Raw genomic sequence first — 12,878 nt, forward strand, 5'->3', positions numbered from 1 at the left:
GGAGGCGTGACCACGCGCCTCGAACCCGGAACCCCCGCCCCCGACTTCACCCTGCCGGATCAGGACGGATCGCCCGTCTCGCTGCGGGATCTGCGGGGCCAGAAGGTCGTGCTCTACTTCTACCCCGCCGCGATGACGCCCGGCTGCACGACCGAGGCGTGCGACTTCCGCGACTCGATCGCGTCGCTCGCCGGCGCCGGCTACACCGTGCTCGGCGTCTCGCCCGACGAGCCGGCCAAGCTGAAGCAGTTCGCCGAGCGCGACGGGCTCACCTTCCCGCTGCTGAGCGACGCGGACAGGGCCGTGCACGACGCCTACGGCACGTGGGGCGAGAAGAAGAACTACGGCAAGGTCGTCATGGGCGTCATCCGCTCCACCTTCGTCCTCGACGAGGACGGCGTCGTGACCAAGGCCCTCTACAACGTCAAGGCCACCGGGCACGTCGCCCGGTTGCGCCGCGAGCTCGGCATCGACTGACGCCGGGCCCGCTCAGGCTGCCGCGCTGACCTGCTCGGGCGTGAGTGTGATGCCGCCGTGCTCCACCGTCGAGCCGTTCAGCTCCACGAGCCACTGGCGGTTGAGCTCCGGCGGGTGAGCCGAGTCGAAGACGAAGCGCAGCGGGATCGTCGGATGCAGCCAGACGGTCGTGCTGCCCTCGTCATCGGGGTGCGCCCACGAGACGCTGAAGCTCTCGCCGCGGCGCAGCTTGGTGAGGATGACCGTCTTGAGGTGCCAGAGCGTGCGGTCGTCGATGCGGATCGGGGGATCGGCGTTGTCGTAGATGAAGAGGCCCATGGCGTCAGGCTAGGAACTCCGCCGATGTGATTCGGCCGGTATTCCGGTGTGTGACGATCGTTCACCTCGCCGTCACGGAGGCGACACCGATGCCGTCAGGCCCCGGCGAGGAACGCGACGCCCGCGCCCCGGAAGTCGCGCGAACCGGGCGCGTTGAAGTGGTGGCGGCCCGGCACCTCCAGGAACCGGCCGTTCGGCACCGCCGCCGCCAGACGCTTCGAGTCCTCGAGGATCGCGTCCTCCGATCCCGTCGCGAACAGCGTCGGCTGCTGCGGCGGGTCACCCAGATCCGGATCCGCGTCGCCGAACCGCATGCCGCCGGCGAGCGCCACGAGCGCGCGCAGGTCGTTGCCGGCCACGCGCTCGGCGAGCGTGACGTAGTTGCGGGTGACGGGATCGGTCACCTCGGTGCCGTGCTCGGCGAACGCCCGCGCCTGCGCGAGGTCGAGCCGGCCGAGCGGCCGCCCGTCGGGGATGCCGCCGAGCACGGCCCGCTCGATCCGCTCGGGCATGGCCACCGCCGCGTGCCAGCCGACGCGCGCGCCGAGCGAGTAGCCGGCGTAGCGCGCGGTGTCGATGAGGTACGTGTCGAGCGTCACGCGCACGTCCGAGACGAGCGCATCCATCGTGTAGTCGGTCGGCTCGTGCGGCTTGTCGCTCGCGCCGTGCCCGCGCTGATCGATCCCGATCACGCGGAAGCCGGCGCGCAGCAGCTCGCGCACCCAGCCGGTGGCCACCCAGTTGTCGCGGCAGCTCGACGCGAACCCGTGCACGCACAGCACGACGGGCGCGCTCTCGTCCTCCCACCCCCACGTGTAGGTGGCGATGCGATGGCCCTCCTCGCTCATCACGAAGCGGGGATCGGGCAGCTCGGTGATCAGCGGAGCGGTCATGGCTTCATTCTCGCGCGTTCGCGACGGCCGCGCGGCCTGCGCCGGGTCCGGCCCGCACACCGAACCGCCCCGCCCGGGGAGCAGAGCGCTCGACCCGGGCGGGGCGATGGTGTGAGGGTGTGCGGGACCCGAAGCCGCACCCCACGCGTTGAGGTCCCTTCCCCCGAAAGGATCCGCGTCGCGTGCCTTCAGGATGCCAGCGCGCGCTCGCGGGGTCCGGAGGCTTGACATCGGGCCGGGCGCCGCGTAAGCAGGGCCGCCCCTCCCGAGGAGCATGCTCGAACCCGGGAGGGACGGTCCAGCGCGGAAACGCGACTGCGACACTACGCGCGATGAGCCGGCGAGGGAATACCCCCGGGCAGGACGTCGCGGCCGGGTGCGCCTCAGGGGCGGACGTGCTGCGCCTCCCGCGCCCGGCCCGAGACCGCATCGAGGTAGCGCACCGCCTTCGCGACGGCCTCCCGCCCCGCGCGGTTCGCGCCCACCGTCGACTGCGACGACCCGAAGCCGATCAGGTGCACGCGCGGCTCGCCCGCGACCTGCGTGCCGCGCATGGCGATGCCGCCGAGCTCGTTACGGAGGTATAGCGGTTCGAGGTGGCTCAGATCGGGCCGGAAGCCGGTGGCCCACACGATCGCGTCGAGCGGCGTGAGCGTGCCATCGGCCTCACGCACGCCGTCCGGCTCGATGCGTGTGAACATCGGGCGGCGGACGAGAGCGCCGCGATCGCGTGCCGTGCGCGCGGAGCTCGACCAGCCAAGGCCCGTGTAGCCCACGATGCTGCCCGTGGGCCGCCCCGCCTCGACGTCGGCCGTGACCTTCTCGATCGTGCTGCGGCCGGTGGTCTCCGGGTCGAACTCCCCCTCGATGAACACCGGCTCGCGCCGCGTGTACCAGAACGTCTGCGCGACGCGCGAGATCTCCTCGAGGTGCTGCACCGCCGAGATCCCGCCGCCGACGATCCCGACCCGCTGGCCCGCGAAGTCGTCGAGCGATCCGTACTCACGCGTGTGCAGCTGGCGCCCGCGGAAGGTCTCCTGCCCGGGGTACACCGGCCGCACCGGGTTGTTCCACGTGCCGGTGGCGTTGATGACCACACGGGTCGTCCAGATGCCGGCATCGGTGTGGACGAGGAGGTCGCCGTCCTCGTCGTCGTCCGCGAAGTCGACGCTCTCCACCCGCACCGGCCGGAGGATCGGAAAGCCGTAGCGCTCCTCGAACGCCGCGAAGTAGCGCGGCACGGCCTCGCGACTCGCCTCGCCAGGATCCATGTCGGGCCGCGCGAGGCCGGGCAGGTCGAAGATGCCGTTCAGGCCCGAGACGGTGAGCGATGCCCACCGGCGCTGCCACGCGCCGCCCGGTGCCGGGTTCGCGTCGAGTACGACGTAGGTGCGCGCAGCGCCGGGATCCGCGGTCGCGCTCACGAATCTCGCGCGCCGCAGGTGGAACGCGGCCGAGAGCCCCGCCTGCCCGGCCCCGATCACGACGATGCTCGCACGCCGGCCCGCGTTCTCCCCCACGATCCTTTCAACCGCATGGATCGGGCGGGCATTCCCTGCACCTGGGCACGGCTGCCGAGGAGATCCCGGTTCGCGAGGACGATCACGTCGCCACGGCTCCTCGGGAACCGGGATCTCCTCGGGAACCGGGATCCGTCGCACGGGCCTCCCGGAAACGCGAAACGGGCCTCCCGAAGGAGGCCCGTTCGCGCGATCGGATCAGGAGCTCAGAAGTCCCAGTTCTCGTCGGGAAGGACGTAATCTTGCGGTCTCTGCGTCTCCGCAGACCGTCCGTGCCACCTGCGTGCCACTCATACCGAAAAGGCTGTTGCACCCGCCGAAACGAGCCGTGACACAGGACAAATTGTACTCGTCCCAGCTGGCATCTGCACGAGTCTGTCGTGGATCTATCGCCGCTTCGGGAGGAAGGGCGGGCGCTGCACGTCGGGATCTCCGGCGGCGAGGCCTTCGACGGTGACCTCGTATCCGACGAGGTCCTGGCTCGGCCACGGTTCCCGGCTGAACAGCGAACGCACGGCGGCCAGGCGCTGTTCGAACTCGGCTCGGTTGTCAGCGCGGATCTCGAGCGTGTTGGTCTCGTCGGTGGCCCCGATGGGCCTGATCGTGAAGAGCGACTTCGTGATGCTCGATGCATCCGCCCCACTGCCGATCACCTCGTGTTCGATGTCGTGTTCTGCCAACGCCGCAGCGACACGTTCACGCACCTGCTGTTCGGCGGCGCCTTCGCCCGTTGCTTCGTCGACGGTCATCGTCTCGAACAGCACGAGAGTGCTGCCGCGCCTGCCGCCGATCGGACGTGCCTCGTATCCGAGGCCGCTCGCAACATCGAGCATCTCATCCACGTCATCGAGCGCGACCCGCACGCTGAGGAAGATCGTCGCCATGCCTTCAGGGTAGTTGCGGTCGCCGTGGCGGTGTCAGTATCTTCCGCTCCAGTACAGCGGCATGCGCCGTTCGTGGGCGATCGCGACAATCTTCAAGGCTTCGTCGGTGACGTAGTAGACGATGCGGTAGTGCGAGCGAGGCACCTTGGCGTGACGGAAGACACGGCCGGCCGGTGCGGCCGGGATGATCTCGGCCGACTCCGGCCATTCAAGGAGACGGTCGATGACCCGGTCGACGTCGGTGCGGAACCTCGCGCCGCGGTGCAGGCCACCCTGGTCGTACCACTGGATCGCATCGTCCAGTTCACGAACGGCATCAGGGTGGAACCCGACACGAAGCGTCAAGCGCTTCTCTCGGCCGCACGGGCGTCGAGGTAGGCGTTGGCCTCCTCACGGGATAGCACCGCGACCGTCCCGTTCTCCAGCTCATCGGCCCTTCGTGTGGCGACGGTTGCCCAAGCTTCATCGATGACCGCCTGGTCGGGGGCATCGACGTCGTAGAGCACGTCGGCGACCCGCGAGCGCTCCTCGGGCGTGAGCGCCATCGCAGCCTGGATCACCTCAGTCACCGTCATGCCCCGATTCTACCGTGGCGCCGTCCAGATCAGCGAGGTCTACCCGGTCATGAGGATGGGAGGAGTCCTCGGCGCCGCCTGGGGTGGTCGTCTCGTACCTCTGGATCGATAGATGCGAGGAGTGGTCATGGCTTCGGAGTTGGATCGCAAGGCATCGACGGTGGCCGGCGGCATGTCGCTGCGGGTCGAGAAGGCAGGCGCGACACCCGATGAGGCAAGCGGGGCCCGGATGCAGTTCTCATATGAGGTGCGAGCCGGCGACCGGGTCTACCGGGGCGCCGATCTGTATGCGGGCGGGATGGATGTGCCGGCGTCGCGGATGGTCGGGGTACTGGCGGGGTTCCTCTCTGATGCCGGCGAGAGATACCGGTCGGGAATGTGCCCGCCCGATGACGCCTACCCGGAGTGGGTGTATGAGCAGGCGTATCTGAACGAGGACGAGCTGGCGATGGCGTCGTTCGAGCTCGAAGAACCGGAGGTGTTCACCGGGCGGTCCGGTGAGGAGGAAGGGCCGTGGGCGTCGGTGGTGTTCCTGCAGGGCGAAGACGCGGACGCCGCGCTCTCGATTCTGGAGGAGCGGGGCCCGGAGGCAGCGATCGCGCATCTGGCGCAGTGGGACTTCGGAGACGAGACCGAGCAGGCGGCCGCCGCAAACGGTCACGTCTACGCCACGCCGCCGGCCGGGACATGGGATAGAGAATTCCGCAGCGGCCCGTATCACCTGGCGTGGAATCATTCGCTGGGACACGTGGGCCTGACCCGCAGTATCGCTCACGCGGCCGAGGCGGCGGCGCCGTCGGAGCGTGTCCGGCAGCTCGGGCCGGCGTCGCCGACTGTTGCGACCGGGGTCACCGGTCGCAACATCGCCGCCCGCGCGGAGCCACTGAGCAGATGACCGCGTACGGATAGGGACATACTGAGGCTGAGGTGCCAGGGGGCGTCGCAGAAATGCGGCGCCCCTCTGGTGCGTCACGATCAACGCATGGCACGCAGAACGGCGGTTCAGCCAGCCGGGCGGCCGGTGTCTTCTGCCGGCCAGGGCCGCAATCTCAGCACGATCCGGGAGCGGGCGCAGGCTCACGGGTACACGGTGAGCGACCGGGGACGTGTCTCGGCGGCGATCCTCGCCACGTACGACGCCGCGCCCTGACCGGGAACGCTCACCGTCCGATCCCCTCTCGCGTGACCTCGGGAGTGGCCGAAGGCGCACCAGGCTGGCGGAGGCTGGTGAGGAAGCCATCGATGCGTTCGTGATCGAGGCGCTGCTGGGTTGCATCTGGTTTCGCCCCGAGCGGGATCCGGTCGGTGATGCCGTAGCGGTCCCGGTAGGCGACGACCATGCGCACCACCATGTCCCACGGCTCTCTCGCTGCTGAACCGGGACGAGGCTGGGGGCCGAGGGTCTTGATCCAGGGAGGCTTCTCGGTGAGGGCGTCGTCCGCGAGGGCTTGGGCGCGCTGCTCAATGAGTGCTCGTAGTTCGGTCAGCGCGCGGGTCATGTCCTCGGGCATGGCGCCGACTGCTTCGGGGATGAAACCGGCGATGAATCGGCGCCGTGTTCCTCGTCCGCGTCCAGGGCTGGTGCGCATGACGAGCTGTTGCACGCGGTGGCGCAGCAGGCTCGCAGGATCGTCGGCATCGGTGAGTGGTCCGGCTTTGAGTGCCCGGTCTATCAGCCGGTCTGGCTGGTGCCCGATAGCCTCCGCGCGACGCAGGGTGGCGACGATGGACCCGAACGTCTCCGACTCCGTCAGCTCATCGACGAGGTTCTGGTCAAGGCCCGCACGAACAAGGAGTTCCGTGATGTGCTCGGTCTGCGCTTCTTGCGCGATGGTCTCGTACTGATCGGCGAGGTGCGCGATCGATGCCCACGCTTGCTGCTCGGCTTCGATGGTCTCGTGCGCGGATTTCTCCGCGCCCTCATGCTGCAGCACTCCGTAGAGGATCGAGCGGGCGGTGGGCTCGGTGTCGGGGAGCTGGTGTTCTTCCAGGTGGGCTTGGTCAGTGGCGACGTAGGCGGTGTTCGAGGCCCTGCCGCGGGTCATCGCGACATAGAGGTTCTCCCGCGTCATTGATGAGGAGTGCACGATCGCGTGCGCGGTGTCCACGGTTGCGCCCTGGGCTCGGTGGGCGGTGACCGCGTATCCGAGATCGACATTGTCTGACACATAGGCGGCGGGGAGCACGACGGTGGTGGCGTGGCGGGCGTCTGCGCGTGCGATGGTGAGAGAGCCGTCGTCGTGGTGTTCGGTGACGCGCCACCGGTCGCCGTTCTTCACCCACGACGCACCGCCGGTGGTCAGGCGCCGGTCGTTTTTCCTGGTGATGATGATGTCTCCGGTGCCGGCGCGGGTGCCGTCTCGCAGTCGGACGCCGTCGGCGGCGACGTGGCCGTCGAGGATGCGGTCGTCGCGGGCGCGGCTGTTCAGCACGGTGACGGTCTCGTTGGTCTCCGCGATCAGGAGGCTGCTCTTGCCGGCGGCGATGTCGGTGTACCAGGACCGGTAGGCGGCTTCGAGGACGTCGTCGTAGTCGCCGCCGATGATCCGGCCCTGATCGTCGTAGGTGTCGATCACGTCGGTCCGGCCGAGACGGAGCTGCAGGGATGCTGTCTTCTCCCACTCGGCGTGGAAGCGGCGCACGTCCGCCAGCTCGGGGGCATCGCCGCGGTCTCGGACCAGCAGCCCGAATGCTCCGCCCGCATCGACCGCGGTGAGCTGGGCCCAGTCGCCGACGAGGACGACTTTCGCGCCAGCCTCGGCGGCGTGGGTGGCGATGCGTTCCAGGGCGAGGGTGCCGGCGAGGGAGGACTCGTCGATGATGACCAGCTGCCCGGCCTGCAGGTTCCACCGGCCGTGGTCGTGTTCGTGGAGCCACTTCGCGGTGTTGTCGGTCTCGATGCCCAGGTCTTCCGCGAGTACTTCCGCGGCGGCAGCGGACGGTGCGAGACCGATGACGGTGTCGGTTCCGTGGTCCTTCTCCCACGTACGGCGCAGCGCCCCGAGGGTCGTGGTCTTGCCCGTTCCCGCAGGACCAACAAGCAGATCGACGCTCCGCCCGGAGACGGCGATCTTCTCTACAGCGGCTTGCTGCTCCACCGACAGCCTGATGCCCCGTTTGTCTCGCCGGGCGACGACCGCGCTGACGGTGCGCAGCGGCACGGCCGGGGCGTTCGTGGCCTGTGAGAGAGCGAGGAGGGTGTCTTCGGCTTCCAGGATGCGGGTCGAGGAGAAGATCGTGTGATGCTTCGGGCGAAACATGCTCGACCCGTCTGGACGGGTGAACTCCGCTGGCGGGGTGACGAGCTCGGGCGGGGTCAGCCGCAGCGACGCGGTCTCGGCAGCGTCGACGATCATTCCGATGATCGCTTCCCTGTCGGTGGTGGACGCGAAGCGCAGTCCCATCGTCTGCCGGGATGCTTCGGCGTAGAGGTTCCACCGCCGCCACGTCGACCGCTTCACCCCGACCTGCGTGACGACGACCTCACCGATCGCGGTGACCTGGTCCAACGGAAGATCATCCGCACGCAGGGCTCCCCAGACGGCGCCGGATGCGAGAAGATGCGTCGCCCACGTGGTGCTCTCCTCGCCCAGCACCCGGGTCGCCCGTCCACGCCACTCCTCCGTCAGATCAGCGAGGGAGCGGACTTCTTTCGCGGGACGGGTGGCGAGAGTCGCTTGCTGCCGCAACCGGATGATCGTCGTCTCCGACGGGTACTTCCCGTGACGTGCCACGTACTCCCCGATGAGCCGGTTCTTCTCGGAATCGATCGCCGCCGACCGCGACGAGAACTCATCGATCAACGCATCATCCACCCCGGTAATCTCCCACGAAGGGTTGCGGTCCCGGCCGCGATCGCGTGCCTCCCATCCCACGCCGAGGACACGGGTGAGGTGATCGGCGAGCACCGCGTTGTAGTGCTCAGACAACGCGACCACGGCCGCGTGCATGGGCCGGCCATCCAACGTCCGCCACTTTCCGTCCGCCGCCTGCACCCGGTTCGCGATCACGACATGCGTGTGCAATTGAGGATCGCCTGCGCGGGAATCGAAGTGATCGAACGCCGTCGCCACCACCCCCCGCACATCGACCTGGACTACCCCGTTCGTGCCCGTCCTGCTCGCCGCGACATCGCGTTCGATCAGATCGAGAACCTTCCGGATCGCCGCGTGATGCGCCTGCCCGATCAGCGCCTGCGTGCCCCCGTCAGCAACAGCCCAAAGCACCGAGACCGACTTCGGGACGGAGAACGTGTAGTCATACCCGGCGACCGTGCGCGGGCGCTTGCGCTTTTTCTCCTCACGGATGATGTTCTGCACCGCCGCTTCCCGCTGCTCTGGGTTGAGATCATCGGACAGCCTGCCGGTGCGGATCTTCACCCGCTCCCGCAACGGTTTGAACGCGAAATACGCTCGCCCGAGCTGCTCACCCGTCGTCGGATGCTCACCCCGACCCAGGAGATGACGTAGCTGATCCTCCGTCACCACCTCACCGTCCGCGACGGCCGCCGCGTCCTCGAAACCGGTCAAGCCAGTACCGAGCCAGAACCCCGGCGGGGTGCCCGCTTCCGTGTAGTACCGGGTCAGCGACGTCGCGAGGTCACGCCCCGTGTCACCAGCAGCGATGCTCTTGAGGAGATACCGATACCCCTCGCCCGCGCTGAGCACACGCATCGACACCGTCACACGGGACAGGTGCGATCGACGAACCCCGGAGTTAACTTGTCCCGCGGCCTATGAGCCCGCTTGCAGACGAACCTCCCGAGTGCCCTAGTTCTATGCCGCTACCTGATCCGGCCAAGAGAAGTGGGCATCGAGCACGGGGCTACAGGCGACGTGTGAGCACCGAGAGCCCACTCAGCCGGCACACTTGAAGTCCCTTCGACTCGCCACCCAGCCATCTGATCTGCGTCACGAACGACGGCCGGATCTGAGCAGCTCGTAGTACAAACGAGGATGCGGCAACGTCCCGGTCCTCGTCTCACGGGGGACGAAGGACGTCCCTTGGCTGGGTGCCCAGTGCAAGGAGGTCGAGGAGGGTGAGGACTTCGCGTTCTTGGTAGCGGAGGTGGGATTCTGCGATCGTCACGTTTCTCTCCGGGCGCCCCGGCGAGCTTGTCCGACGAGAGATTTCGCTCGGCGGCCACCGGAGACTCGACAGGAACTACGCCTACTCCGGCTAGGGCGCGTCAGATATCCTCTGCGTATGCCTCAGACCCGACTCGAGTTGGCACTCTCCCTAATCGAGGGTGGTGACTGGCGAGCCTTCGAGAAGTTCACAGCTGAATTCTTGGCGGTCGACTACCCAGAGATGCGGTCGACCGCTTCTGCGTCGGGAGACGGGGGTCGAGACGCGGAGCTTTATGTTCCGATGGATGATCCGACGATTGCTATACAGATATCAGTCAGGCAGGACTGGGACACGAAGATAAGGGAGACCGTAAAACGTCTGTCGGACACCTTTCCTAACGTTCGTGAACTGATCTATGCGACGAACCAAGTTATTGGCGCATCGGCCGATGTCCTTAAGAAGTCGCTAAGGCGCGATTCGGCCATCAGTTTGGATGTTCGAGACCGCCAGTGGTTTGTCGAAAGGGAGAACACTTACCCGCAGAGGTCTGTTGCGAGCGAACGTTTGGCGGAGCAATTCGTCAATCCACTTCTCAGCCGGGCGGGCGCAGCGCCAGCAAGCGCTACAAGTCTCACCGGCCCTGAATCGAGAGTAGCTTTACTTCAGCTTGCCCTTGATTCTCAAGACGTAGCAGGTGATCGAAACCTCACAAAGAGTTGCTTCGAATCACTGATTGTTGCAGCCCTCCGTGGTACTTCTGCTGATAATCGCATGTCGCGCGCCCAAGTGCACGCCTCGATCGGCGCATTTGTGCCGGCCGGCGCACCCGGGCAGTTAGACGCGATTATTGATGGAGCTCTGACCCGCGTGGCTAGAAAAGGTGGCCCCATCAAACACTTTCGCCAAGTCGACGAGTTCCACATAAGCCATGACGAATCTGTCCAAATCGATGAACGAGCAGCGCGCTTTCTGCTGGATGAACGCGAGTTGGAGGCCGCTCTCGTAGACGGCCTTCTGGCCATCGCTGATATTGAAATTGACGAGCAAGCCTATTCGTCGCTAGGCCCGGTTCTGAGAGAAACCCTCGAAAAGGTGCTCTTGCAACAGTCCGAGGAATTCGCCGCGGCGATCTCTACAGGAGAGACCCCGCAACTTGATTCCGAGGCGCTCCTTGAAGAAGTTAGAAACATTTCTCCACAGTTGCCTACAACTGCCGAACTGGCTGCCTCCGCCATCAGAGATGTTTTGGCCGCGCCGACTATCGCGACGAATGCGCACCTGCGCCGGTTATCAGATTCGTACACACTATTTGCGTTTTTGCGACAGACACCAGATGTCCAAAAGGTTGTTCTATCGGTCTTCTCCGAGGGCGATATTTGGCTCGATACTTCGGCCATTCTGCCCTTAATCGCGGAAGCTCTGGTAGAAGCCCCAGAACGCCGATTCTATACGCAACTACTCCGGGCTGCGGTCGACTCCGGGCTCAATCTCTTCGTGACTCCCGGCGTCATCGAAGAGGTCGAACGGCATCTTAATAGGTGTGTTGCTTTTAGCTACTCGCGGTCCCGCGATTGGAACGGCCGCGTCCCCTTCGTATACTCTGCTTACATCCTGTCAGGGCGACCGAGCGGCGAGTTTCTTGCGTGGCAGGATCAAATTCGCGGCAAGGAAAGGCCGCTGGACGATGTGCGCGACTATTTGGACGAAGTATTCTCGATTCAAGAAAGAAGTCTGGAAGAAGTCGCAGACCGTGGCGACATCGAGCTACGCGCGGCCGTGCAAGAGCTTTGGACAGAACAGCATGATCGGAGGAGAGGAGCCGGCGACGATTTTGCCACTGACCCTCATACGGTGAGCCGTCTCGTGGCTCACGACGTTGAAAACACTGTTGGCGTGCTCGAACTTCGCAAGACTGAGCAGAAGGGACCTATGGGTTACCGTACATGGTGGCTCACTATGGATAAGACCGCACTTCGACTCAAGACTTATCTCCAAGATAGGTTGGGTTCGAGTGCACCTTCTTCATCCCCCGCTCTCAGCCCAGATTTCTTGAGTCAATATTTGCGCCTGGGCCCCATGAGATCTGCGCTCGAGAAGGGACATCAAGTTTCTTTACCTGTGATCACAGACGTCTCCAGAGTCGAAAACATTCCTAGATCCTTGATCGAGCTTTCTGACTCTATCCGGGCAGAGAATGCCGACCTAGACGAGCGCGTTTTGAGGCGAAAAGTCCGCGACCGAATGGATTATGAACGCACTCGACTAGGGGCGAAATCTCTGGGTGGAACTCGTCAGATGGAGTCGGAAATCAAGGCTCAGATCTCCATGAATAGATAGACGACTGCTCGCAAGTTGAACGTCACGATTTCGTTCGCACTGAGTTTTCCATGGCGAGGCGTCTTTGCGGCTACTCACATCGCGTTGTCGTTCTCCCTCCTGCCATCCGACTAAACCTCGGACCACTTCGCGATCAACAGGACGCCCCAACCGTCAGAGCTATTGACTGTGTTTCGCCGCACCCGTCCCTACCCCTGTCCGAACAGGTCGGATTCGACGACGTCACCCGACATGCCGAGATTACGCGTCACCGGGCTCCGTGAGGCTTCCCGCCGTTCGCTTCCACTTATGTGATTGGAGTCGGCCTGGGTTCGCGTAAGTCGAGCAGCCCGAAGCCTCGTCTGCGGCCGATCATTCAGAGTCGAAGGGGCTGTTTGCCCGAATCTCGTACTGCGTGAACAGTGTGTGCCGTACGTTGCGGGTGATGCGGCGGCGTTCTGCGGCGGTGTGGGTCGGTGCGGTTCGACCTTCTGAGAGGGCGGTGCGTCGTTCGTTGCGGATGGCGGTGCGGACGGCGAGGTTCTCGTGGCCGCGAGCGATGAGCAGGCGCACGGTAGCGGCGAGGCCGTGGACGGTGAGTTTGAGGGCGGTCCACCAGCAGGTGAGCATGCCGAGGTAGAACCATTCAGTGTGTCCGAGCCGGACGGCGCCGTAGCAGCCGATCCCGGCGAGGAAGTAGAGGATGGGGTGTGACACTTCTTGTAGACGGTCGTTACCAGGAAGGAACGACAGGCAGAGATGTCTACGAATCGCAGGAAGTTCACTGAGGAGTTCAAGGCCGACGCGGTCCAGCTCGTCGTGCAG

12 protein-coding genes are annotated in these 12,878 nt (G+C 65.7%); 4 read left to right on the plus strand and 8 right to left on the minus strand.

From position 1 onward, the window contains the following. Window positions 1–6: 6 nt before the first annotated feature. Complete coding sequence (gene bcp / locus ACYVJ0_RS09530) at window positions 7–477, plus strand: thioredoxin-dependent thiol peroxidase (RefSeq protein ID WP_460817506.1); 471 nt, start codon at window positions 7–9, stop codon at window positions 475–477. A gap of 12 nt (window positions 478–489) precedes the next feature. Here bcp and ACYVJ0_RS09535 read toward each other — a convergent pair whose 3' ends face one another. The 6 genes from ACYVJ0_RS09535 to ACYVJ0_RS09560 all read right to left on the minus strand — a co-directional run bounded on the left by ACYVJ0_RS09535 (window position 490) and on the right by ACYVJ0_RS09560 (window position 4,667). After that, window positions 490–795, minus strand: coding sequence for a DUF7882 family protein (locus tag ACYVJ0_RS09535; RefSeq protein ID WP_460817508.1), 306 nt, complete (start codon window positions 793–795; stop codon window positions 490–492). A 95-nt stretch (window positions 796–890) separates the two neighbouring features. Then, window positions 891–1,688 carry an alpha/beta fold hydrolase gene (locus ACYVJ0_RS09540; protein WP_449854389.1) on the minus strand — a complete coding sequence of 266 codons (798 nt, stop codon included), beginning with the start codon at window positions 1,686–1,688 and terminating at the stop codon, window positions 891–893. A 383-nt stretch (window positions 1,689–2,071) separates the two neighbouring features. Further along, window positions 2,072–3,208, minus strand: coding sequence for an NAD(P)-binding domain-containing protein (locus ACYVJ0_RS09545; RefSeq protein ID WP_460817510.1), 1,137 nt, complete (start codon window positions 3,206–3,208; stop codon window positions 2,072–2,074). Window positions 3,209–3,594: 386 nt separating this feature from the next. Continuing rightward, window positions 3,595–4,092 (minus strand): hypothetical protein, encoded by a 498-nt coding sequence (locus tag ACYVJ0_RS09550; RefSeq protein ID WP_124896072.1) that lies wholly within the window; start codon window positions 4,090–4,092, stop codon window positions 3,595–3,597. 33 nt (window positions 4,093–4,125) lie between these two features. Further along, entirely contained in the window at window positions 4,126–4,437 is a 312-nt protein-coding gene (locus tag ACYVJ0_RS09555) for a type II toxin-antitoxin system RelE/ParE family toxin (protein ID WP_124896073.1), read from the minus strand. Further along, window positions 4,434–4,667, minus strand: coding sequence for an addiction module protein (locus tag ACYVJ0_RS09560; RefSeq protein WP_124896074.1), 234 nt, complete (start codon window positions 4,665–4,667; stop codon window positions 4,434–4,436). The genes ACYVJ0_RS09555 and ACYVJ0_RS09560 overlap by 4 nt, the downstream gene beginning before the upstream one ends. A 127-nt stretch (window positions 4,668–4,794) precedes the next feature. Between ACYVJ0_RS09560 and ACYVJ0_RS09565 the strand changes: the two genes are divergently transcribed. Together ACYVJ0_RS09565 and ACYVJ0_RS09570 are read left to right on the plus strand one after the other, a co-directional pair. Next, window positions 4,795–5,562 (plus strand): hypothetical protein, encoded by a 768-nt coding sequence (locus tag ACYVJ0_RS09565; RefSeq protein ID WP_124896075.1) that lies wholly within the window; start codon window positions 4,795–4,797, stop codon window positions 5,560–5,562. 126 nt (window positions 5,563–5,688) lie between these two features. Then, window positions 5,689–5,817, plus strand: coding sequence for an Lsr2 family DNA-binding protein (locus ACYVJ0_RS09570; RefSeq protein ID WP_460817513.1), 129 nt, complete (start codon window positions 5,689–5,691; stop codon window positions 5,815–5,817). Window positions 5,818–5,827: 10 nt separating this feature from the next. Here ACYVJ0_RS09570 and mobF read toward each other — a convergent pair whose 3' ends face one another. Continuing rightward, window positions 5,828–9,340 carry a MobF family relaxase gene (gene mobF, locus ACYVJ0_RS09575; RefSeq protein WP_460817521.1) on the minus strand — a complete coding sequence of 1,171 codons (3,513 nt, stop codon included), beginning with the start codon at window positions 9,338–9,340 and terminating at the stop codon, window positions 5,828–5,830. A gap of 532 nt (window positions 9,341–9,872) precedes the next feature. Between mobF and ACYVJ0_RS09580 the strand changes: the two genes are divergently transcribed. Then, entirely contained in the window at window positions 9,873–12,074 is a 2,202-nt protein-coding gene (locus ACYVJ0_RS09580) for a hypothetical protein (RefSeq protein WP_460817514.1), read from the plus strand. A 351-nt stretch (window positions 12,075–12,425) separates the two neighbouring features. Here ACYVJ0_RS09580 and ACYVJ0_RS09585 read toward each other — a convergent pair. Then, the coding region (locus ACYVJ0_RS09585) for a hypothetical protein (protein ID WP_460817516.1) at window positions 12,426–12,878 on the minus strand (453 nt) is incomplete at its 5' end.

Source organism: Microbacterium petrolearium (assembly GCF_054782875.1).

Bases quoted from the DNA above. Each gene is read 5' to 3' on its own strand.
- ACYVJ0_RS09535 (WP_460817508.1), bottom strand. From the start codon at position 795: ATGGGCCTCTTCATCTACGACAACGCCGATCCCCCGATCCGCATCGAC.
- ACYVJ0_RS09540 (WP_449854389.1), bottom strand. From the start codon at position 1,688: ATGACCGCTCCGCTGATCACCGAGCTGCCCGATCCCCGCTTCGTGATG.
- ACYVJ0_RS09550 (WP_124896072.1), bottom strand. From the start codon at position 4,092: ATGGCGACGATCTTCCTCAGCGTGCGGGTCGCGCTCGATGACGTGGAT.
- ACYVJ0_RS09560 (WP_124896074.1), bottom strand. From the start codon at position 4,667: ATGACGGTGACTGAGGTGATCCAGGCTGCGATGGCGCTCACGCCCGAG.
- ACYVJ0_RS09565 (WP_124896075.1), top strand. From the start codon at position 4,795: ATGGCTTCGGAGTTGGATCGCAAGGCATCGACGGTGGCCGGCGGCATG.
- mobF (WP_460817521.1), bottom strand. From the start codon at position 9,340: ATGCGTGTGCTCAGCGCGGGCGAGGGGTATCGGTATCTCCTCAAGAGC.
- ACYVJ0_RS09580 (WP_460817514.1), top strand. From the start codon at position 9,873: ATGCCTCAGACCCGACTCGAGTTGGCACTCTCCCTAATCGAGGGTGGT.